This is a genomic window from Caproiciproducens faecalis, from assembly GCF_019448085.1.
Taxonomy (GTDB): Bacteria; Bacillota; Clostridia; order Oscillospirales; family Acutalibacteraceae; genus Caproiciproducens; species Caproiciproducens faecalis.
The window spans coordinates 120,968-143,712 of sequence record NZ_JAGFNZ010000004.1 but is presented as its reverse complement, the minus strand read 5'-3'; the positions used below and the strand labels follow the sequence as shown (position 1 = coordinate 143,712).

At 47.1% G+C, this 22,745-nt stretch carries 24 protein-coding genes; 9 read left to right on the top strand and 15 right to left on the bottom strand.

Features of this window, described 5'->3' with window-relative positions; all coding sequences use genetic code 11:
* Positions 1–25 precede the first annotated feature (25 nt).
* The 13 genes from J5W02_RS11110 to flgB all read right to left on the bottom strand — a co-directional run bounded on the left by J5W02_RS11110 (position 26) and on the right by flgB (position 10,027).
* Positions 26–229, bottom strand: coding sequence for a flagellar FlbD family protein (locus J5W02_RS11110; RefSeq protein WP_219965761.1), 204 nt, complete (start codon positions 227–229; stop codon positions 26–28).
* Between the two features lie 75 nt (positions 230–304).
* Positions 305–1,159, bottom strand: a complete 855-nt coding sequence (locus J5W02_RS11105; protein ID WP_219965760.1) for a flagellar hook-basal body complex protein — start codon at positions 1,157–1,159, stop codon at positions 305–307.
* 81 nt (positions 1,160–1,240) lie between these two features.
* Positions 1,241–1,645 carry a TIGR02530 family flagellar biosynthesis protein gene (locus J5W02_RS11100; RefSeq protein ID WP_219965759.1) on the bottom strand — a complete coding sequence of 135 codons (405 nt, stop codon included), beginning with the start codon at positions 1,643–1,645 and terminating at the stop codon, positions 1,241–1,243.
* 38 nt (positions 1,646–1,683) lie between these two features.
* Entirely contained in the window at positions 1,684–2,196 is a 513-nt protein-coding gene (locus tag J5W02_RS11095) for a flagellar hook assembly protein FlgD (protein ID WP_219965758.1), read from the bottom strand.
* A gap of 26 nt (positions 2,197–2,222) precedes the next feature.
* The gene (locus tag J5W02_RS11090; protein ID WP_219965757.1) at positions 2,223–3,572 is read right to left on the bottom strand and encodes a flagellar hook-length control protein FliK; all 1,350 of its coding nucleotides are present in this window, start codon (positions 3,570–3,572) and stop codon (positions 2,223–2,225) included.
* Between the two features lie 50 nt (positions 3,573–3,622).
* Entirely contained in the window at positions 3,623–4,066 is a 444-nt protein-coding gene (locus tag J5W02_RS11085; RefSeq protein WP_219965756.1) for a flagellar export protein FliJ, read from the bottom strand.
* A 3-nt stretch (positions 4,067–4,069) separates the two neighbouring features.
* On the bottom strand, positions 4,070–5,371 hold the full coding sequence (gene fliI / locus J5W02_RS11080) for a flagellar protein export ATPase FliI (RefSeq protein WP_255575704.1): 1,302 nt from the start codon (positions 5,369–5,371) through the stop codon (positions 4,070–4,072).
* Between the two features lie 34 nt (positions 5,372–5,405).
* Positions 5,406–6,191: a FliH/SctL family protein gene (locus tag J5W02_RS11075; RefSeq protein WP_219965754.1), complete on the bottom strand. Its 786-nt coding sequence runs from the start codon at positions 6,189–6,191 to the stop codon at positions 5,406–5,408.
* On the bottom strand, positions 6,184–7,191 hold the full coding sequence (gene fliG / locus J5W02_RS11070; RefSeq protein WP_219965753.1) for a flagellar motor switch protein FliG: 1,008 nt from the start codon (positions 7,189–7,191) through the stop codon (positions 6,184–6,186). Before fliG ends, J5W02_RS11075 begins: the two co-directional genes overlap by 8 nt.
* Positions 7,184–8,803, bottom strand: coding sequence for a flagellar basal-body MS-ring/collar protein FliF (gene fliF / locus J5W02_RS11065; protein WP_219965752.1), 1,620 nt, complete (start codon positions 8,801–8,803; stop codon positions 7,184–7,186). The genes fliG and fliF overlap by 8 nt, the downstream gene beginning before the upstream one ends.
* A gap of 38 nt (positions 8,804–8,841) precedes the next feature.
* Positions 8,842–9,144 (bottom strand): flagellar hook-basal body complex protein FliE, encoded by a 303-nt coding sequence (gene fliE / locus J5W02_RS11060; RefSeq protein WP_219965909.1) that lies wholly within the window; start codon positions 9,142–9,144, stop codon positions 8,842–8,844.
* Between the two features lie 9 nt (positions 9,145–9,153).
* Complete coding sequence (flgC, locus tag J5W02_RS11055) at positions 9,154–9,603, bottom strand: flagellar basal body rod protein FlgC (RefSeq protein ID WP_219965751.1); 450 nt, start codon at positions 9,601–9,603, stop codon at positions 9,154–9,156.
* Between the two features lie 37 nt (positions 9,604–9,640).
* Entirely contained in the window at positions 9,641–10,027 is a 387-nt protein-coding gene (flgB, locus tag J5W02_RS11050; RefSeq protein ID WP_219965750.1) for a flagellar basal body rod protein FlgB, read from the bottom strand.
* 311 nt (positions 10,028–10,338) lie between these two features.
* Between flgB and J5W02_RS11045 the strand changes: the two genes are divergently transcribed.
* The 8 genes from J5W02_RS11045 (at position 10,339) to J5W02_RS11010 (ending at position 17,371) form a co-directional block, all read left to right on the top strand.
* Positions 10,339–10,695 (top strand): flagellar biosynthesis anti-sigma factor FlgM, encoded by a 357-nt coding sequence (locus J5W02_RS11045; protein ID WP_219965749.1) that lies wholly within the window; start codon positions 10,339–10,341, stop codon positions 10,693–10,695.
* A 22-nt stretch (positions 10,696–10,717) separates the two neighbouring features.
* On the top strand, positions 10,718–11,200 hold the full coding sequence (locus J5W02_RS11040; protein WP_219965748.1) for a flagellar protein FlgN: 483 nt from the start codon (positions 10,718–10,720) through the stop codon (positions 11,198–11,200).
* 12 nt (positions 11,201–11,212) lie between these two features.
* The gene (flgK, locus tag J5W02_RS11035; protein ID WP_219965747.1) at positions 11,213–12,823 is read left to right on the top strand and encodes a flagellar hook-associated protein FlgK; all 1,611 of its coding nucleotides are present in this window, start codon (positions 11,213–11,215) and stop codon (positions 12,821–12,823) included.
* A 30-nt stretch (positions 12,824–12,853) separates the two neighbouring features.
* Positions 12,854–14,197: a flagellar hook-associated protein FlgL gene (gene flgL, locus J5W02_RS11030; RefSeq protein WP_219965746.1), complete on the top strand. Its 1,344-nt coding sequence runs from the start codon at positions 12,854–12,856 to the stop codon at positions 14,195–14,197.
* Positions 14,198–14,227: 30 nt separating this feature from the next.
* Entirely contained in the window at positions 14,228–14,836 is a 609-nt protein-coding gene (locus J5W02_RS11025; RefSeq protein WP_219965745.1) for a DUF6470 family protein, read from the top strand.
* A 73-nt stretch (positions 14,837–14,909) separates the two neighbouring features.
* Positions 14,910–15,341: a flagellar assembly protein FliW gene (fliW, locus tag J5W02_RS11020; protein ID WP_219965744.1), complete on the top strand. Its 432-nt coding sequence runs from the start codon at positions 14,910–14,912 to the stop codon at positions 15,339–15,341.
* A gap of 12 nt (positions 15,342–15,353) precedes the next feature.
* Complete coding sequence (locus tag J5W02_RS11015; RefSeq protein ID WP_219965743.1) at positions 15,354–15,578, top strand: carbon storage regulator; 225 nt, start codon at positions 15,354–15,356, stop codon at positions 15,576–15,578.
* Positions 15,579–15,826: 248 nt separating this feature from the next.
* On the top strand, positions 15,827–17,371 hold the full coding sequence (locus J5W02_RS11010) for a flagellin N-terminal helical domain-containing protein (RefSeq protein ID WP_219965742.1): 1,545 nt from the start codon (positions 15,827–15,829) through the stop codon (positions 17,369–17,371).
* Between the two features lie 359 nt (positions 17,372–17,730).
* Here J5W02_RS11010 and J5W02_RS11005 read toward each other — a convergent pair whose 3' ends face one another.
* Positions 17,731–20,676, bottom strand: a complete 2,946-nt coding sequence (locus tag J5W02_RS11005) for an SH3 domain-containing protein (RefSeq protein WP_219965741.1) — start codon at positions 20,674–20,676, stop codon at positions 17,731–17,733.
* A gap of 382 nt (positions 20,677–21,058) precedes the next feature.
* Here J5W02_RS11005 and eno point away from each other — a divergent pair, with 382 nt between their 5' ends.
* Positions 21,059–22,339 carry a phosphopyruvate hydratase gene (gene eno, locus J5W02_RS11000; RefSeq protein WP_219965740.1) on the top strand — a complete coding sequence of 427 codons (1,281 nt, stop codon included), beginning with the start codon at positions 21,059–21,061 and terminating at the stop codon, positions 22,337–22,339.
* A gap of 6 nt (positions 22,340–22,345) precedes the next feature.
* Here eno and J5W02_RS10995 read toward each other — a convergent pair whose 3' ends face one another.
* Positions 22,346–22,510 carry a hypothetical protein gene (locus J5W02_RS10995; RefSeq protein WP_219965739.1) on the bottom strand — a complete coding sequence of 55 codons (165 nt, stop codon included), beginning with the start codon at positions 22,508–22,510 and terminating at the stop codon, positions 22,346–22,348.
* Positions 22,511–22,745: the final 235 nt, after the last annotated feature.

The window sequence follows — 22,745 nt, the reverse complement described above, 5'->3', positions numbered from 1 at the left end:
CGGAGAAAAGAATCTATATGTTAAGCTAATCCGTTAGCTTAATTGCATTTTGATAGATTGAACGATTGTATTGAATGATCTTACTGATGACATCCTCTCTGTACTCAGAGACCAAAAAATATTTCCCGGTAGTTAAAGTGATCTTTGTTTCCGGAATATTTTCAATGGTTTCAATCAAATTTGGGTTTAAAGCAAAAGATACGCCATTTAAGTTGGTAAGATTTATCATTTGTAAATCCCCTTTTTGAACTAACTGACCGTTCATGAAGCCTGTTTACGGCTTCATGAACGGCAGAATGTAAATTTATCGTTTCAGATTAACTAAGTCTTCGAGCATTTCGTCACTTACCGTAATGATTTTTGAGTTTGCCTGAAAGCCTCTTTCCGTAACAATCATCTGTGAAAATTCGTTGGCCAGGTCCACATTGGAGGATTCCAGCGCGCCGGTGACCAATCCGCCAGTAGTCCCGCTGCCCGCAGCATAATACTTAATCGGATAGGTAGTGTTTGCAACGTTGCTGACGGCTTTATAATAGGAACCGCCCTCCTGCGTAAGGCCGGCTGGATTTGGAATGCTAGCTAAGGCAACGGTGCCCAACGTTTCTACAGTCCCATTTTTTTCGCCGGTAATTTTCCCATCGCTGCCAATCGTAATATTTTTATAATCACCATAATCAGCAACTTTAATTGCTTTTAAATCAGCAGTTTTCACACCATCAGTCGGTGGTGTAACGCCTTTATTCCAGCCACAGACGATCTTTTTGTTGCCGTCAACCAAATTTCCGTCTCCGTCGAAACTCAATTGTCCCACGCGGGTATAGAGAAAATCCGTGCCGTCTTGTACAACAAAATAGCCCTCGCCATTGATATAACAGTCACTGGGGTTTCCTGTTGTCGCCATACCGGAACGGGCGGTGTTCACATTCACTGAGGCGGCGGTAGATCCATAACCGATTTGAGTAGGATTTCCTCCTCCTGCGCTGTTTGTCGTACTCGAAGCAGACGATCCAGCAATTGTCTGATAGTAAACATCGCGGTAAATCGTACTGGAGGATTTGAAACCGTATGTGTTAACGTTTGCAATATTATTACCGATGACGTCCATACCGGTCTGGTATGCTTTTAATCCGGCCACCCCGGAAAACAATGATCTCATCATAAGTTTGATCTCTCTCTTTCTGTTGAAACCGCATGAGCTTCTCTGTCAGTCAAAGCTCAATAACTTCCTCAAGAGGTCCAGTTATATAATTACGGCTCCGTCAATATTTGTAAATACGTTTTCGGTCATTTCCCTGCCGCTCATGGTGGTTACCACCGTACTGCTGGGAACATTCACAATAAATGCAGTCTGCCCGTTTAAGATCAAGGCATCTTTAATTCCTTTGGATTTCGCCTTTTCAACGGCACCGTTGATCTGTGAAACGAGCTGCGGGGAAACCGAAATATTTCTGGAATCCATGCGCTGCAAAGCGTGCTTGGAAAAAGTAAGCTGCTGCTGTTCCACAGTTTTGCGGAATAGCTGCCCGAATTCACTGCTGCCCGGATCAGTCGCGCTTGTTTTTGGTGTATTCGTGCTGACAGGGTTAACCGTGTAATTCGGATTGATAAATGAGGAATAGTTCTTTTTAAATTGAATGTCATCCATGACTGTGCTCCTAACTTGTTTTGCCTAACGAAAGGGCTTCAGGTGGATTCTCCGCCTGTTCCCGGAACTTCGGGTTCTGCGGGAGTATCCGGAGGCGTTACAGCACTGGGATTCGCGACTTCCATAACCGACGCTAGATTATATCCCTTGCCGTTAATTATAACTGTATACGGCGAGGACGCAAAATTGATACTGTCAATCACGCCAGTAACTTCCGAATATTTTCCGTTGCTGTCGTAGCTTGCGACCACTACTTTCTTGCCTACAAGGGACGCGCCGTACTGCGTCATACTAAGCTGAGTTAGATCCTGCATTGCCTGCAGAGAAGAAAACTGTGCCAACTGTGCAATGTACTCCGTATTATCCACAGGGTTCATCGGGTCCTGATTCGTAAACTGCGCGGCAAGCAACTGCATGAAATCAACCATGCCCAGAGAAGATCCCGTACTGACTTTTGCGTCTGAAGACTGGTCAGAAGCCGAGTTTGTCTTTGAGGTTTGCGTATCGCCTGTAGAAGCAAGTGCGTAAGAATTAATTTGATTGATAACCAATGACAGCCCTTCTTTCCAACAATTTTTTACATCCTATAAGCGTGTTGCTTTAGCTGCTGCATAACGGTAAGAAAATCGTCGGTGCTGGTATCGCTGTCCTGTAAGCCGACCCGGTGAAGCTGCTGATTGTGCTGCTGCTCTTCCTGTTGCTGTGCCTGATTTTGCTGGTTCTGCTGATTCTGCTGGTACCAGGCTTTTTCCTGCGCCGGTTCCGAAACCTGGATCGGCTGGTTAACGGTTGTTTGCAGAAGAGAGCGGATATCGGAGCTGTTTTCCATCAGCATGCTCTGAGTCTTGGGGTTCGATGCCTGAATAGAAACCGTCAGTACACCGCTTTGCATTGCCAGCTTAACGGATACTTTTCCTAAATCCTTCGGGTAAAGATCCATCTGAAACTCCGGTTTGCCTGCCTTATAGTTTACCAGTATCTGATCCGCAACCTGCTTAAAGGTGGTTTTTGGCGTATCTGACGGCGTATCGGAGATCTTGATAACGACGTTTCCCGTCCGATACAGGTCGGAAAATTGTGCCGTATCCTGACTTTGGGCAGCCGCATCCATATTCACGGTACTTTTCTCGTCGGACAGCGTGGCATCCTCCGGCTGAATCTGCAGTACGGAGGCAGAGGGAATCTTGTCCGTATCCGCAATGGTCAGTACAGGCGGGGCTGTCTGCGGAATATCTGGTTCTTTGGTCTGTACAGAAGTCTGAGCAGTAACCGGTGCTTCCCCCGTATTTGGAACCTGCGCGGGAGGATAAACACTTGAATAGCTGTTTGCTGCCAAAGGTACCGGTTCCGAGGGCTGGCCAACTGCCGTGGCGGTGGCGGGAGTGATTGGTGCTGCTTGTTCGGCTAAAACTTTCTGTGTACCGTCTGCACTCACGGACGAGGCGGCCGCATCTGCCGCAGGCTGTAAAAACGCGTTACCGGGTACAGGGGAAGCCGCTGCCGTTTGAGAAAGATTGTTCGCAGTCAAAAGAGGATTTGAAGTTTCTGCCTGCTGCTGTATTTGAGGTAGAATTGCGGAATCGACCGCAGGCTGTTGAACTAAGGGAACACCCGCAAGCAGATTTGCCGTCGAAACCGCCGTCTGCGCCTGCAAAAGCTCAGCTGCAGCGGACGGACTCTGCCCTGCCAGTAACTGGCTCAAAAGAGAAACGTCAACCAAGCCGAAAAACGGAGTGCTTTCCGTTAAGTCCTGCTTGTCATTCTCTTTTCCTTTACTTAACGGGGCTAAACCTGTTTGGTTCAGGCTCTTTGCGCTCTTTCCAAGGGTAACCGTCTGCAGAAACGTATCAAAGGCGTTCGCGGGATTCTTTGCGCTGGCTGTTTTGGAATTTTGCGGTGCTGAGGAACGTGTGATTTGCTGTATCATTCTTTCACCTCCTTATCAGGGTATTTTATAAATAAAATATTTATAAGCAGTTAAAATGCGGTGCCGCGCGCCTGCCCGACATATTCATCCATTGCGAGTTCTTGGCTTTTCTGTATCTGCTTTAAGTACTCCGTCAACTGCTTGTCCCGCAGCTTTTCCAGCCCGGAAATCTCACTGTTGACGGCTACGATGTCGGCTTTTTTCAGGACAATCATATCCAAAAGCTGTTTTCTCTGATCGATTAACCGCAGAATTTTCTGATTCAAAGTATTGAAATACGTTTTATAAATAAGGATATCCCCGGCATTCAGCCCTTTTTGCAACTCCTCAACCATTTTTCGGTTGGTCGCGGCGAACTGATTGTTCAGTGCATCAATTTCTTTTTCAAATTCAATCAGCTTCATCTGAAGCAAAGCAAGCTCATTCTTCTTGACATCAAGCGTCTGCTGTTTAAAACTAAGTACTTTTTCAAGAGAAAACGTAAACTTTTTCATATTTTACAACTCTTTCATTCTATTCAGGGTTTCTTCAAACGAAAAGCTTTCGTCGGTTCTCTGGCACAAAAAAGCATTGATCGTATCGATTTTTTTAACCGCTTCGTCCAGCTTCGGGTTCATTCCCGGTTTATAAGCGCCGATGGAAATCAGGTCGTAATTCTGATAGTACACGGAAAGAAGATTTCGGATTTTCGCGGCGGCCTGTTTGTGTTCCTCGGTCACGATATCATTCATCAGTCTGGACACGCTTGCGTTTACGTCAATGGCGGGATAATGGTTCTTGTGGGCAAGAGAGCGGGTAAGAACGATGTGTCCGTCGATGATACCCCGGACTGTATCGGAAATCGGTTCATTAGTATCGTCCCCTTCCACCAGAACCGTATAGATTCCGGTAATGGAGCCTTCTTTAAAGTTTCCGCTTCGCTCCAGAAGCTTGGGAAGCTCGGCGTAGATAGAAGGCGTATAGCCCCGGGCAATCGGAGGTTCTCCGGCCGCCAAACCGATTTCTCTTTGCGCCATTGCAAAGCGGGTAAGGGAATCCATCATCAATAAAACATCCTTGCCCTGGTCTTTGAAATACTCCGCGATTGCGGTGGCTACGGTTGCGCATTTTACGCGGTACATGGCCGGCTGGTCTGAAGTGGCAACCACCAGAACGGAACGGGCGAGACCTTCTTTTCCCAAATCCTTCTCAATGAATTCGGTTACTTCCCTTCCCCTTTCTCCGACAAGAGCAATCACATTAACATCTGCTTTGACATTTTTCGCAATCATGCCCATCAAAGTACTCTTACCGACGCCGCTCCCGGCGAAAATTCCCATTCTCTGTCCCTTGCCAATCGTCAGCATCCCGTCGATCGTTTTGATGCCAAAAGTAAGCTGTGTGCTGATCCTGGGCCTTTCCAGAGGGTTGGTGTAAGTGGAATCCACATCGTAATACTGATGAATATCAAATTCGCCCAGACCATCAATCGGTCTGCCGGCCGCGTCAATGGTTCTGCCGATCAGAAAATCCCCGACGGGTACGCGGAGCTTGTTCCCGGTGGAACGAACCAGGCTGCCCGGACCGATGCCCTTGATATCGCCGTATGCCATCAGGAGAATGTTGCTGTTTTTAAACCCGATCACTTCGGCCATGACCGTTTTATCATCATTGGAATTGTTAATGATACAGATGTCACCTACATTTGCTTTCAAGCCGGTGGTTTCTATCATCATCCCGACAATATTTTTGACCTTGCCCATATAGGTAAGCGGATTCAATTTCTGCAAAACATCGTAGGCGTCCTGAAAATCCAACATTTCACGCTCCATTTTTTAGGATTGATCCCGGCGTTTATATTTGAAGTGCCTGTTTAATATTGTTCATCTGCGTATTCATTCCGGCATCAATCTTCCGGTCGGGCATTTCAATAATGCAGTCTCCGTCATTCATATCGGGGGAAACCTCAATTTTGATACTGTCAGAGACATCGCTGAGCGCCTGCACAATGGTTTTGTCCACGTTTTGAAGGAGTGCTTTGGTATTGGGAGAAACGAAAATTCTTACCCATTCCTGATTGCGGTACGCATCCACAGCATTCGTAATAATGGACTGCATCGCCTTTTCATTCATGCTCAGTTCCCGGCGGATCACTTTTTCCGCAATGGAAACGGCCAGTTTTTTGATATCCGCTTCATATTTTCTCAGGATCTCGGCTTTCATAGTCTCTACTGTGTTCAGCATCTGGGAAAGTTCTGCCGCGACAGCCTGATTTTCCTCTTCGGCTTTCTGCAGTCCGGATTGACGGCCTTCCTCATAGCCTTCTTGGTAGCCGAGCTCTTTTCCTTCCCGTTTCCCATCCGCAAAGCCCCTGCCGTAGCCTTCCTCACGGCTTTGCACCAGAACCTGTGCGGCTTCCTGATTCATTTGCTGTGTGGATTCCCGTACCTTGTTCATACTGAAAGTCTGTGCCGCTTCTATAATTTGCTGAGCCTTCTGAAAGGCCTCATTTACGATCTGTCTGTGTTGATCCTCCTGCAGAGATGAATCGGGCGTTTGCGGAATCCCTCCGTTGTTTGCGGGAAAGACACTTCCGTTTTTCACAGCGACATACTGGGAAGCTTTGATAACGTTAGGCAATAACCTCATCCTTTCCGCCCTTGCTGATGACTAACTCGCCTTCGCTTTCAAGACGCCTGATGACACCAACAATACGCTGCTGCGCTTCTTCGACATCTCTGAGTCTGACGTTGTGCGTAAATTCCAGATCGGACTTGATGGTTTCTGTCGTACGGTTGGACATATTCTTGAAGATAACGTCGGAAACTTCCTGATTGGCTCCCTTGAGAGCGAACACCAAATCTTTGGAATCCACTTCGCGCAGAAAACGCTGAATGGACATATCATCCAGAACGGTAATGTCTTCAAAGACGAACATTCTTTTCTTGATTTCTTCACAGAGCTGCGCATCTTTGCGCGCCAATTCATCAAATATATATTTTTCATTGGCACGATCCATATTGTTCATAATATCAGCGATATAATTGACACCGCCAAATTCCATGAAGTCCAGAGACATCAGCGAGGAGAATTTCTTCTCAAGATTATTTTCAACAATCCTTATAATTTCAGGGGAAGTTCGATCCATGGTCGCAATCCGTTCAACGACATCCAGCCGTTTGTCTTTCGACAGATCCGCAATAATCATCGCCGCCTGATCGGCTCTGGCATAGGAAAGAATCAAAGCGATGGTCTGAGGATGCTCGTTCTGAATCATTGCCATCAGATTTTTATAATCTGTTTTACGGATAAATTCAAACGCTTTGGTCCTCAGCGACTTGGTAACGCGTTCCAGAAGGGAGGTCGCTGTCTGAGCGCCGTATGCCTTTTCAAGAACGTTTTTTGCGTACTCCATGCCGCCTTCGGTAATGACCTTCTGTGTCAGACAAACCTGATAAAAATTCTCAAGGATATCTTCAATCTGCTCAGAAGACATATGGGACATTCTTGCAATCTCATAGGTCAGCTGTTCCACTTCGTCTTCTTTAAGATATTTATAGACTTTGGAAGCATTTTCTGCACCCAGGGAGATGATAACAGCGGCGGCTTTCTGCTGTCCATTCATCTGTTGATTAGCCATTCCCTTCGTCCCCTCTCAGCCATGATCGGATCAGCTGGGCAGCGATTTCAGGATTCTGTGAGGAGAAGTCCTGAATTTCTTTGGTTAATGCCTGTTCCTTGGACGCCTTTTCAGCCCGAGCGTCTTCAATCGCCTGCAGTGCAATCTCTGCTGCGTTATTCTTCGGTTGGTCTGTATTATCCAGCCGATCCTTCAGCTCAGAGCTTTCCTCCGGATTCTCTTCCCCTTCCAACTGCGCAAGTTCCAGCATTCTCTTTTTCTTACGCCTGCGTGCCACGACCACAATGATGACGATAACAATCAGCAGAGTAAGCAGCGCCGCTCCTCCAAGAATTAAAATCTGATTGAGCGGAGGCATGGTGGACACGGGGCCGCTGGTCGGCTGATCCCCGCCATTCGGGAAAACACTGTTATACACAGCCACCTTATCGGGTTGGATTGCGGCGGCATAGGCTGCAAGTTTTGCAATGTCCTGCTTCTGGGCGTCACCCATGGTTTCCTTGTTAACGGCAATAGAAATGGTCATATCCTTGACGCTTGCGGCATCCCCTTGGATTTGCTGTTTTACCTGACTAACCAGATATTTATAACTTTCGCTGTCTTTGGTATAAATCGTATCACCGTTCACGGTCACACCCGGATAAGTGGTGGTCTCCGTATTGGATTCGGTGCCTGTCGATCCGCCCGTTTTCTGACCGTTCGATTCCTGTTCCTTTTGTACATTGGATTCATTAATTACGCCCTTATTATCCTGAGATGGATTATAAGTGACAATCTCCTGTACCTTTTTGTCAACATCCATAACGCTTTTTGCAGTTACTTTCACGTTATTTTGACCGAAAACCGGCGTTAAAACTTTCAGAACGTTTTTTTCAATATCGTTTTCAAATTCCTTCTCTATCTGAAGTTTAAACTGTGAGATGTTGACCTGACTGCCTTCGTCCGAACCATTTAATTCGTTGCCGGTTGCTGTATCGATTACCGCAACGTCATCCGTCTTTAAATTTGGTACGCTTTTTGCAACCAGCTGTTTAATGCCGTTTACCTGAGAAGCTTCCAGTGTTTTGCCCGTTGCCAGAGTAACTGTTACGGAAGCGGTGGTCGCCTCTGCATTTTCATCCCACGCATAACCGCTGCTTTCCGGTATACTGATGGTAACATTCGCATTCTTAATGCTATCCAGCGTTTTAATGACTGATTCCAATCGTTGATTCAGCTGGTATTTCTCGATCGTCTTCTTTTCAAAGTCAGTTGACATAATGTCAACATTGTTGGTAAAGAAGTCATAGTTTGGCGCCGTTTTCGGGTACCCCTCATTGGCCAGTTCCATTCTCAGCGCATTTTCTTTATCCTTAGGAACATAAACGGTACCGTTGTCCTCTTTATAACTGATGTTCCGGTCCCGAAGTTCGTTCATGACCTGAACGGCTTCTTCCTGTTCCATGCCCGGATAAAGCACTACATACGGCTGCATATTCAGCAGGATTCCCGCAATGACGGAAATCAGGATAATAGCACCTGCAACGATCAGCACGATTATTTTTTTCTTCTTGGTTAAATTGCCCCAGAATGCAACAATGGGGTCAATATATTTTTTAATCTGTATGTTCATTGTTTAATCCGCAGTCAACCTTTCCCAAATGCTTTGCGTCATACGCTTATTCTCATAATTTCATTGTATGCGTCCAGAGCCTTGTTGCGAAGTTGAACCAGCATCTGCACGGAAAGGGTTGCCTTTGTGGAAGCAATGGCAACATTATGTAAATCATCGGTCTGACCGGTAGTCAGTTTATACAGTTCCTGATTCAGGTCAGCATTGGTCGTTTTTACGTTTTGTACGGCGTCCTGAAAAAGATCCTGAAAAGGAACGCCCGCAGATGTTCCGGAAGAAGATACTTTGCCCGCACCGTCCAGACCGGCAATTGAATTTATTTTCTCAATCGGTGTAATCATCAATTTACGTTACCTCCCCAATTCCAAAGCCTTGACCGCCATCCCTTTTACTGCATTAAAAGCGGTCAGATTTGCGTCGTAAGCTCTGGTAACGGACATCATGTCAAGTGTTTCCTTAATCGGATCCACATTCGGCATCATCACATAGCCCTCTTCGTTGGCATCAGGATTGGTCGGGTCATAAACCGGGGTAAAATCAGTGGGGTCGTCAACAATTGCTGAGACTTTAACGCCCTTTTGTGTTTGATCCGATTCACCCTCATTCATTTTGCCGGCTAGAATCCGGCTAAACGAATTTTGCTCGATTGGTTCGTATTGGACTATCTTTCTGCGGTAGGGTCCCCCGTTTTCCGTTTTTGTCGTAGAAGCGTTTGCAATATTTTCGGAAATAACATCCATGCGAAGCCTGCTCGCAGTTAAAGCAGAACCGCTGATATCCAGCGAATTCAGAAATGCCATATCAATTCCTCCCAATATTTAATTCACTGAATCCGACTTAAGCTTTACCATCCGTAATCGCATATCTCAGACGTGAAAAATAATCTGAAAGCTCACGAAGAGAATAATTGTAGTTGATCTGTGTCCTTGCAAGTTCTATATTCTCTTTTTCCGCATCCACATTATTTCCATCCAGCCGCATTGACTCGTCGTTGGAAACAGTGATTTGCGGAGCGGCATCCCTGATCTGTTCAATCAGAGCGGTACTGTCAGTATTGTCAACCGACATCAGCTGTTTCAGCTGATCTTCAAAGCTGACAGATCTGCTTTTGTACCCCGGAGTTTCAATGTTGGATATATTGTCGGATATCTCACGCTGCCTCATCCACAGGCCATCCAGATCCTTGTTTAATAAGGTTGCCGACACGCTGTTGAACCAATCCAAAAGGCTTCCCTTCTTTCAAAAAGAATATTAGTCACAAAATTAACGGAAAAATGTGCAAAACAAATTTACGATTAAAAATTTGTGACCATCCATACAAACAATATAATTGTTTTAATATCATATATTTTACCTAATTATATATGAAAATTATGACAAAAGTCAACTGAAAATCGCTTAATTCGAAATATTTCGGAGGTACTGTCAAATTTTATTATTATATAAAGCAAACATATAGTTAAGTTATTTACAAATTGGATTAATTGCAGCTAAATATTTGAAAAGAAATGCCGATAATTTGATCTGAGGTGAGTATGATGATTATAAATAATGCTGACCAGAAGTTTGGTTATATATCCGGCCAATATTCTGCCAAACCGCTGAGCAAAGCCGATTTCGACTGCACTGCAGCCGGGCCCGTATTTTCTGATGGCCTGAATAAGGCACTGAGTGCCTCCAAAGTGGATAAAATTGAAATTTCACATGACGCATCGCGTGTTTCAAATAACAGCCAGGTAATTTCAGATACCAAAGAGAAAATTCTGAATGAAATCAATCAGGATAAAGACCAGGAATACATCGACAGGATTAAGCAGCAGCTGAGCGTGAAAAAATACGCCGTCAATCCTGTGGAAATTGCCAAGGCCCTGCTGAAGGAAAGCAACGATTGAACAAAGGACGGGGGATGATTGAATGATTGACAGAAAGCTCGCTGAAAAGCTTCTGCAATTTCTCAGCGAATACCTTGATTTTTATAAAAACTTTCTTCAGATTGAGACTGAAAAATATGACGATCTGTCAAACAGCAAAGTAGAAACAATAGACGCTCACGTTAAGACAGAAGAAGCCTTTATGCTAAAATCCAGAGGTCTGGAAGCGGAAAGAGAAAAACTGGTTTCGCAAACCGGCAATCCGAAAGCTACTTTCCGGCAGCTGATCGACCTGTTCGAACCTTCCCTCCGGCCGAAGGCAAAAGAAATTTTCGACGAGCTGTCCCAGGTGATGCTGAATCTGAAGGAAATCAATCTGCGCTGCAACAATCTGACGGAATTGAAGCTGCACAGAATTCAAACGGATTTGAACAGACTGACCAATCATCCGGAGCTTCAGAAGGTGTATGCATCCAAGCTGGGAGAGGGAGCGGTTCCCCCAAGTATTTTATCTAAAAAGGTTTAAGGAGGCACTCACATGTCGTCAACATTTTCCGGGTTTTATGTTGCCAAAAGCGGTATTCAGGCTGCCCGGGCCAACCTGCAGGTAACCGGTCAGAACATGACGAACGTTAACACCACGGGTTATACAAGACAGCGGGTGGATTCCTACTCGATTGCTCCGGTCGGCAGCGGCATGCGTTACGCATCCGCTGATCTGGAGATCGGCGGGGGAGTAAACTGCAGTGGCGTCAGCCAGATCAGAGACCCCTATCTGGATATACGGTACCGTTCGGAACACGCCAAAACCGGGAAGACCGGCACACAGCTGGATACCCTCAGCGATATTGAAGATATTTTTGATGAATCGACCAAAGACGGGCTCAGCGCCCAGTTTTCAGATTTGGTAACACAGCTGAATTCTCTGGCTTCTTCCCCTTCCGATTTCAATCTTGAGAATATAGTCAAGAACTCGTCTCTGCTTTTGACAAAGGCCTTTAACAACGCTTCTCAGCAGTTGTCAAAGATACGCAGTCAGCAGACCAAGTCTCTTCAGAACGATGCCATTACAAAAGCAAACAATCTTCTGAAAAATATTGCACATCTCAATGAGGAAATTAAAAGCTCCGAGATTTCAGGCACCTCCGCACTGGAACTGACCGATCAGCGCAACACCATGATCGATGAGCTTTCCCAATACGCAAACATCGAAGTTTCTTCCAAAAGTGTGGATGTCGGTTCCGGGCGTTCGGTTTCAGAGCTGCAAATCGACCTTGTATCCGGCGATCAAAAATTCAGCCTTGTATCGAACAATCAGTACAGCCAGTTCAGCATGACAGCGGACGAAGATACCGGTTATGTCACTATGGCTCTGAACGACGGGGACGGAAATGCCGTACAGGCAATGGACGCTGACGGACACGCCGTCACGGATATTGACGGCAACCCGGTTACCCTGACAAACGCGGATCTGACGGAGGGAATGTTCGGCGGATATCTTTCCATGCTCAATGAAAAAGGGGAATTCGATTCCGCCACAGCGGAACGCGGCATCGGTTATTATGAAACCGTTCTGGACAAGCTGGCAAATGATTTTGCAAACACAATGAATACCATCAACAGCACAAACGCAGGCGGTGACAACAAACCCCTGTTCACCACTGCAGACGGCGAAACAACCGGAATCACCGCCGGAAACATCAGCATTGCGGACGCGTGGAATTCAGCCACCAGTTCCTACATAACCGCTACAAAGCAGACATCGACTGGTGTGGACACTTCCAAGCTGGGGGACAATGTCCTGTATATGGTAACCCAGCTTGCCAAAGATAAAACATATACAACGAATGATGACAATGTGGGCGGTACAACGTTGTTTACCACTTCGATAGAATCCTTTGTCTCAGATGTTTCTGTTTCTGTCCTTGCCCTTCAGGTAAAGGATATCACCAGGCAGGACAGCACCTATAATTCCACGCTGAATGAAATCGATACGCAGAGAACGTCCATCTCTGCGGTAGACGTCAACGAAGAGGGAATCAACCTGATTATGTACAATCAGGCACTAACCGCCTCTTCCCGGTTTATGACCACGCTGGACGAAGCGCTGGATACCATCATCAATAAAATGGGCATCGTCGGCAGATAAGCCGCACGCTCTAAAAGGAGGACAGCACCTATGAGAATTACCATGGGCATGGTTATGAAGCAATATAATAACAATCTGAATAATTCCCTCAACGCGCTGAATGAGGCAAGCCTTCGGGAGACGACACTGCGGAAATTCAACAAGGCGTCGGAAGACCCGTTTTCCGCTTCCAAAGCCTTTCTTCTCAGGCGGGAATATCTTAAGAACGACAGTTACCAGAGTGAGCTTTCAGACACTTCCGACCAGCTGTTGACCGCACAGAGCGCGATGACTTCCATCCATAATGTTATAAAGGAAGCGTCTTCCGGCGACTGTATTCAGGCAATTAACGGGACCATGTCGGCTTCCGACCGGACGACCATTGCCACCAAACTCCGCGCGCTTCAGCAAACCATTCTTTCCCCGGCAAACACGCAGTTCGGCGACAAATATGTCTTTAGCGGATCCGCCACCAGCGAACCGCCCTTTACCGTTGGCGCAGACGGCAATCTGCTGTACCGGGGAATCGACGTCAACACCGGAAAAATTGAGGCCGGCTCCACACTGAGCTATAACGGCGCTCAGATCACGCTGGGGGACGCACAGTTCAACGGCTATAAGATTCAGGTAAATACAGCAGATGGCGCTACGCCCTCTGTTTCTGCAGACACCTCTTCGAAAACGCTGACTGTTAATCTGCCAACCGGGGCGAAAAACAGCGACATACTGACGGCGCTGAAGACCGCTCCGAGTTTAACGGCTTCGAATGATTCCACCGTTACCTTTGATCTGTCAAAAGCCGCGATCTCCGGCGACTTGAACTGCCCTGTGGACACAAGCGTTCAGACCGCTACGGCAACGGATACCATTGGGGCGGAGGGTTTAAAGCAGCTTGCTAATGAACAGTCTTATGTCAATATCGGTCTTGGTCTCAGCACGGAAAACGGCAGCACTGACATTAACAGCCAGAGTGTTTTCAATTCCGCCATTCCCGGGATCTCTTTTCTGGGCTATGGTACGGTGGATGGCACCGAAAACGGTGTTTCCAATAACCTTTACACACTTCTGGGCCAGATTGCGGATAAACTGGAGGGCAAAGACGGCTCTACCTTTTCTATGGATGAAATCAAACCGTATCTGGACAATCTCAGCAAACAGGGAGACGCTCTGCTTTCCAAAATAACGGAGAGCGGTACAAAATCCAATTTCCTTACAACCACCCTTACCAATCTTGAATCCATGGGCGATAAGGTAATGGATAAAATTGACAAGACTGAATATGTAGATTTTGAGGATGCCGTTATGGATCAAATCTACCAGCAGTACGCTTACAGTGCGGCTTTGAAAGTGGGCGCTCAGATTCTTCAGCCGACATTCCTTGATTTCATGAAATAGTCAAACGAGCAGTAATCGAGGTGAGTTACAATGGAACAGCTTTTAGATATTGTTAATGTTCCCATTTCCTTTGAAGTAAAAATTCACAATGCCAAGTTGGAAATAGCTAACGACGGTATTTCCCAGCAGGGAATTGTGGATTTTACCGACTTAACCCCTTACACATCAAAGCTGTATTTTGACACACATGAATTCAGAAACAAAGTAAGATCTACCGCTATGAAAAATCACACGGAACTAAGTGCGTACGAAGAGCGGGTACTTGCCGCAATGAGCGGCACCGCAGATCTTGCAAAAAAAGGAAAATCGCTTATGAATGCACAAAACGATACCGGTTCGCTGGGCGCTCTTGCTTTTCAGCATATTCAGCCCACCATACAAAGCACCATTGGAATTCCGTCCAGCCCTGCCGACATAAACTGGGATCCGCAGCAGTTTTCCACGCAGTATGAAACGGACAGGAAAAATTACGACTGGCTGACGAAGAACAAGCCAAAGCTAAAATTCACCCCCGCCAAGGTTGAATTTTTGGTGAAGGAATACGCGCATGTGGAATTCAAATATCTGGGAAAGCCCCAGTACGTTCCGCCGTCGGCAAGCCCGGACTATCAACCGCCGGAGATGGACGTGACCGCATAATTAAAAATTGGAACAGCCCCCTTTGGGAGGCTGTTTTTGCTAACAGATAACTGACAGTACAGGGAGGTTAATTATGGATACGAATCACTCAGAATTGCAGAATACGGAAACAGGCGTTCAGAATATCATTCATTTTGAAGAGGGAATTTTAGGTTTTGAAGACATACGGGAATATCTTCTGTACCATGAGGATGAGAGTGGAATTATTTGGAACCTGCAGGCAGCCCATTGCGACGTTCCATCCTTTGTAGTAGTGGATCCCTACCCCATTGTCAATGATTATCACCCCGTTTTCCCGGAGTCGGAACTTGCCTATTTCGGTGAAGCGGATGCGGAAAACCTCTGTGTTCTGGTCGTGGCGGTCATCAAACCGAATCTGAACGAATCCGTTATAAACCTGAAAGCGCCGATCGTCATCGATGTAAACACCAAAAAAGCAAAGCAGATCATTCTGGACAATACGGAATATCCGATTCGCTACAAACTATTCCGTGACAATAGATAGGAGGAATCTTCTGTGCTTGTAATCAGCCGAAAGGTCTCCGAATCCATTATTATCGGGGACAATATTGAAATTATTATATCAGAAATCAGCGGCGACCGCGCCAAAATCTGCATCAACGCACCAAAGGAAATTCCGATTATCCGCAAAGAGCTTTGGGAAACCCGCGCCATGAACGAAGAAGCCAGTGTGGCACCCCAAAAACAGGCTCTTGACCAGCTGAAAAAACTTTTAAAGTAGAGTTTGGTATATTCCTAAAAAATAAATATAATTTTTTTCGAAAAAGGGCGAAAAATGCTAAACTTTTTCCATTTTATACCGAAATATCAGTTGTAAGCAAAAACTTATAACAGCATATTTTCTTTCTGCTGAGACAGGGCCCGTCAAGGCAGAATCCACTGCACAGCAAAGAACAAGGACGTTCTTTCAAAAAGGCGCGACCGGCATTTTGCCGCGCGTACTAAAACAAAATTCAGGAGGAAAAAATTATGCGTATTCAACACAATATTGCCGCGTTAAACGCGAACAGAATGTTGGCCAATAACAACAATTCCGTTAGCAAGAACCTTGAAAAACTGTCTTCTGGCTACAAAATCAACCGTGCCGGTGACGACGCTGCCGGTCTTGCCATTTCCGAGAAAATGCGCGGCCAGATCCGCGGACTTGACCAGGCTACCAACAACGCCAACGACGGTATCTCTCTTGTACAGACCGCTGAAGGCGCTCTGAACGAGACCGCTTCCATTCTGCAGAGAATGAAAGAGCTGGCAACCCAGTCCTCTAACGGTACTTACCAGAACGACGTTGACCGTGAGAACATCCAGAAGGAAGTTGACTCTCTGAAGAGCGAAATCGACAGAATCGCTACTTCCACTAACTTTAACAAGATCAACCTGTTGGATGGCTCTTTGGATGTCAAAGCCAGCGCTACCGGCACAAATGTTGCTGGTACTAATTTAGAAGCAAATACCGCAGGTGCAGCAAACGGCACAATTGATGTAACCGGTCTTGAAAAGGGTTCCACCGTAAAATTTGTATTTGCAGACGCTACAACAACTGATGCAAAGAATTCTACCGATGGTGCAACTTGGGACGCTAATACAAAAACACTTACCTTTACACTGACACAAAACGACAATGGTGGTACCGTTGGAACGGTCAGATATACCGCTGCTGATTTAAATGACATGATTGCTAAGGCAGGCGGCCCGAAGGATGCTGAAATAGCATTTACTTCCACCGACAAATACATTGAAGCTACCGCAGAGGGTACCGCAGACACTGTGGATGCCGCAATCAGCGACATTATCGTACAGGGCCCAACAAAAGCTACTGTTAGTGGTGCTTTTGGAAATGGCTTCTCCGTTGATGTCAGTGCGGGCTCATTGGGAATTACGAAGCTGACGTTTGCAAGCGGCGCAAACCCGAGCTTTACGGGTGGAGCTACTCCGACATTGACACTCTCCACCTCTAAGGATTACACTGCTTCCGATATTAACGCTCTCTTAAAGGAAAATGGCGTGAAAGGCGTTACCGTTGATTTTGACGGTTCTCAGTCGGCGGCAAATGTCGTAACAGGTCTGGGCGCAGCTGGTGGAATTACCTTAACTGGCGGCACCGGCGGAATCGGCGGTTCTGAACTCGCTCTGCAGATTGGTGCAAGTGCAGCTTCCGACCAGCAGGTTAAGCTCAGCGTTGGCAATATGAGTACTGAAGGTCTTGGGCTTACAACTATCTCTGTGGCCACACAGGATGATGCAAAAGCTGCTATCGAGACGATTTCTGATGCTATCAATCAGGTTTCCGGCACAAGAGCCGACCTTGGCGCACTGCAGAACAGACTTGAGCACACCGTTACTAACCTCGGCGTAACAAGCGAGAACTTAACTTCCGCTGAAAGCCGTATCCGTGACGTTGACATGGCTAAGGAAATGATGGAAATGACCAAGAACAACGTTCTTGCTCAGGCCGCTCAGTCCATGCTTGCTCAGGCAAATACACAGCCACAGAACGTTCTGAAACTCTTACAGTAATTTTTTCCAGCATATTACTTCATTTACAAAGCGCCCACGGACATTGTCCGCGGGCGCTTTTTTGCGTTAATTCTCTTTCCGTTACCCCCGTCAATGAAAAACACAACGATATCGAATCGCATAAAGGTGTTTTGGGGATACTTGGGAGTGCAGGGGGATTTTATGGAGCTTTCCCCGCCGGGAATTCAAAATCCCCCTGCGCGTCCTTTGCCTACTTTCGGACAAGATCGAAAGTAGGGGCCTGCCCGGCCTGAGGGCAAAGCAATGTCTGATAGCAGGCTACCAAAAAGCAAAGAAAAGCCCCCTCTGTGAGGGGGCTGGCAGGCAAGGCTTGACTGGGGGAATCGATTCCCCGCTTCTCAGCTCAGTCCGGCCGCCGCGTTGGGATAGGTGTAATTGTACCGGTTGAACTTCACTGCTTCATAGTCGCCGTAATTGTAAACATTCGCTTCGCCAAGCCGTCTGTAGAACAGTCCGGTGTAGAATTTTCCGCCCGCCTGATTCCAGCGGATGAGGTCCGATCCGAACGCGGAGGCGTTGGTGTAATTGAGGTCATGGGTCAGGGAATCGGAGTTTGATAGATTGATGTAACCGGAATTGACCCAGCCGGTGCTGCCGTCTGAAAGCTGCACTCTGTACCAGCCGTCTTTTGTATTTGCAAAGTTGCACTCCGTAACGAGGAGCGAAGTGCCTGAGATTACGCTGCAGACCTCTCCGCCGCCGATGCTGGGCTGATCCCTGACGATGGTGTCCTTTGTGACGGTTGCGGCAAGCGTTTCACCGGAGAAAAGCGCCGGCGGAACCACCGCATTTTTCATAATCCTTCTGAAATCCATTTCCGCAGTACTGTTGAAATAGCCCGCGCCGACATTATAGGCAAAGCTGATTAAGCAGTCCGCCTGATTCTGATTCATCAGGAAATGATTGTTCTGAATCATCTTGTTCAGTTCGGATGTATAGGAAGAATTATTGATCTTATTGACCAGAAGCGACCAGGCTTCCGTTTCCGTCATATTGTTGTAGAAGACTGCGTTAGCCCCGAAGGTGCAGCCGTAACCGATGGTAGGTACCTGATTGGACGTAAGCTGGTCGGCGTACACCGTTGAGCTGTACCCCTCCCATTTCGCAATCAGAGAAATCATTTGGTCGCTGGCTCTGCGTTCTTCACTTGATGAGGTGATAAAATCCTGCTGATTGGAAACATACGCGTTAGTCGTGTAGCCCGTGGAGCTCATGCTTCCGTTCAGCGACGAATAAGCGGTGAAGGAGTAAGTACCGGCTGTGCTGAATGTTGTTGTGGCAGTCCATTTTTTTGTATATGTATTCTGCTTGGACTCTTCAACAAAGGAATCGGCGTTCAGTGCCTTTTGGCTGCCGTCCGGCATGGTAATGACAAACTGCACGCCATCGCGTGTCGTATCGGTTACCGCGGTCAGCGTGACCGTCGCGCCCGTACTTGCAATATTCGGAGAGGCAAAAGCGGTTTTCACCGGTTCGGCGTTGGTTACGGTCACATTGCAAGTCGCCGTGTAGGTTCCCGACTTGGCCGTAATCAGCGCGGTGCCGTTGGAAACGGCATAGACATATCCATTGGATACCGTAGCAACATTCGGATTGCTGCTTGTCCAGTTAATATAGGTTCCGCTCGGGGAAATATTCGCCTGAATATACAGCGTCTTCCCCACCGGGATACTCTGGGAAGTGGTGGAGAGCGAAAGCGCAGTCGTGTTTGTTGTATCGTCGGAGTAATGAATCTGGATATATTCCGAACTGACGTAGCCCGCTACTCCGCTTGCGGTCTGTACCTTTGTCCAGGCCGAATTGGAAGTGTCCAGCACCGTCAGGCTTGTCCCTTTCGGCAGGTTTGCAAGGATTTTGCCGCTTGTATCCGGCGATTCCCTCAGCCGCAGCATATCCGCCGTTACGCTTGCACCCGTAATGGTGTGGGAATCAGAGCCCGTGTCGCCTGTATCGGCATTATCATCGGAACCGGTTCCCGTTCCGGGGTCTGTGTTGGGTTCCGTTCCGTTATTGGAACCCGTGTTATCCTGCCCGAGCGTAATATTCAGGAATTCCTTGCTGCAATAACCTTCTTTCCCGTCGGAGGTCTTGATTTTTGCCCAAGACGCATTGGAATTGTCCGTTACCGTCAAGGTAACGCCCTTTGCGAGCGTAACAATCACACTGTAATTGGTGCCCGCACCGCTGCGTACATTCAGGGAGGCGGTCGTCACCGCCGTACCGGTCGTTGTTCCCGTACCGGTGGCGGGCGGATTATTGGTCGTCGTACCGCCGGACATACTGATATTCAAATACTGTTTGCTGCAATAGCCTTCTTTTCCGTCCGACGTTTTGATCTTCGTCCAGACAGAATTGGAATTATCCGTTACGGTAACGGTGACCCCTTTGGCCAGCGTAGCGACAATCCCGTAAGTGGTACCCGCACCGCTTCTCATATTCAGTGAAGAGGTCGTCACCGCCGTCCCGGTCGTTGTTCCCGTACCGGTTGCAGGCGGATTATTGGTCGTCGTACCGCCGGAAGTGCTGATGTTCAGATACTGCTTGCTGCAGTATCCTTGCTTGCCGCTGCTGGTCTGAACCTTTGCCCACTGGGCGTTGGAGTTGTCCAGTACCTTCACCGTTGTGCCCTTGCTGATGGTCAAAATCACTTTGTAATTGGAACCCGCACCCTCGCGCAGATTCAAATAATCCGTTGTAAGAGCAGAAACCGTCGTCGTGGAACCGGTATTTGTAGAACCGGTATTGGAGGTATTACCCGAACCCGACGAAGAAGTCACACTTAAAAATTCTTTACTGCAGTAACCTTGTTTTCCGTCCGCCGTCTGAACCTTCAGCCAAGAGGAATTGGAACTGTCGATTACCTTAACGGAAGTTCCTTTTGAAAGAGTAACAATAATCTTATTGGAGGTACCGGCGCCCTCCCGCATATTTAAAGACGCCGTAGTGACGGCTGTCGTTCCCGTAGCAGCGGAGCCGGTATTTCCGGCGGAAGTACCGGAAATACTGAGATACTGCTTGCTGCAATACCCCTGTTTCCCGCCAGAGGTCTGAATCTTTGCCCACGTTGCGTTGGACGAGTCAAGAACCGTGACGGTAACCCCTTTGCTCAGCGTTAAAATGACTTTTTTATCCAGACCCGCGCCTTCGCGCAGGTTCAAATAATCCGTTGTTTGTGCGGTAGCCGCCGCCGCTACTGAAACAGCAGGCGGCAGGGTTACCATAACCCCCGCTGCACAAACAAGCGAAATTGCCCCTGTAACAATTCGCTTCTTCAGGTTTTTCAATTCATTCACTCCAATTATGTAGTATTTATTCAATACAGATTGACAGCCGTGCCGAAAAGCGGATAATTTTGTTCCCGTTCCATAAAATAAACACGTCGCCAAACGATTTCGTCTATCCTGTTCATTTGATAACATTACTGGTTCGATTATAACCTAAAAAGTGGCAATTATCAAGCAAATATACCAAATGTTAACATTTTCCACTCCTGATGCAGAGTGCATTTTTACGTCTGATACCCAAAATAATTTTTCTCTCATTTTTTATAAAAACCAAAATAAAATAAATGACACCAATTGACAATTTCAGTGAATTGTGTTATTTTATATTAAAAGTTAGCTCTTGCTAACCTTCACAAAAAATGCCATAAGGAGGGCAATGTGTATGTCTGATTATCGTATTAAAAATATTATTGCAAGAGAAATACTGGATTCCAGAGGCAATCCAACAGTAGAGGCGGTAGTAACACTGAACGACGGGACTGTGGGAATGGGTTCCGTACCGAGCGGAGCTTCCACCGGATCGTTCGAAGCGTTGGAACTGCGTGACGGAGATTCTTCCCGTTTCGGCGGAAAAGGCGTATCCAAGGCGGTCAATAACATCAACACGGTCATTAACAATGCCCTCGTCGGATGGGACAGCACCCGCACCGCGGCGATTGACCGGAAGCTGATTGAGCTGGACGGCACAAAGGACAAATCCAAACTGGGGGCGAACGCCATTCTGGCCGTTTCGCTTGCGGCGGCAAGGGCAGGAGCAAACGCACTTCATCTTCCACTTTACCGGTTTATCGGCGGGGTAAATGCAGACACGCTTCCTGTCCCTATGATGAACATATTAAATGGCGGAGCACACGCGGCAAACAATGTGGATATTCAGGAATTCATGATTATGCCGGTCGGAGCGCCGTCTTTCCATGAAGGTCTGCGCTGGTGCGCGGAAGTCTTTCATCAGCTTGCCTCCATTTTGAAAGAGCGGGGGCTGTCTACTTCGGTGGGTGATGAGGGCGGTTACGCCCCCAATCTTGACAGTGACGAGGAGGCAATCGAACTGATTCTGGAGGCCGTTAAAGCAGCCGGCTATCAGCCTCAAAAGGATTTTGTCCTGGCTATTGACGCCGCTTCCAGCGAATGGAAGTCCGGCAGCGGTTATCTGCTTCCAAAACACCGTACCTCCTATACGGCGGACCAGCTGATTGCATACTGGAAGAATCTGAGTCAGAAATATCCGATTCGCTCCATTGAAGATCCGCTGAGCGAAGACGATTGGCAGGGTTGGGAAAAGCTGACGAGAGAGCTTGGTGATACGGTGCAGCTGGTCGGCGACGACCTCTTTGTTACCAATACGGAAAGGCTGAAAAAAGGAATCAGCCTGCACTGCGCAAATTCCATTTTGATTAAGCTCAACCAGATCGGTTCCCTGACGGAGACGATCGACGCCGTAAAGATGGCTCATAAAGCCGGGTACACAGCGATCATTTCTCACCGCTCAGGTGAAACGGAAGATACTACCATTGCCGATCTTGCGGTCGCTCTCAACGCCGGACAAATTAAAACGGGAGCCCCCAGCCGCAGCGAACGGGTTTCAAAATACAATCAGCTTCTACGCATCGAGTCCGATCTTGGAGACAGCGCCGGCTTTCCCGGTGTCAACTGCTTTCGTTAACCGGCGTTAATTTTCATAGCTGATCTCCAGAAGGATGCACGAGGCAAACGGATAAAAGCTGTTCCAGTAAGTTTGTCCGATGGAATTTACCTCATATCCTAGGCTTCTCAGAAAATTCGCGGCTTTGTATCCCACTTTTTTATCAAAGAATCTGATGATAACCGTTTGCATGTAATCACCTCAATCTGAAAAATGGACTCATATCACAATATTCCGTAAGCCGTGGTCTGTTTCCTATCTTTCCTATTTTCCCATCCAACCACTTAAATATCAGTAAAGCAGGCAGAGTAAACTACTCTGCCTGCTTCCTTTTTAAAAACACTTTCAGTACTGTCAGAAAATCGCCTTACATTGATAATGGTATTCCGTGCAGCTGCTTCTTAGCACAGATTTCTTCTTTGCAAAA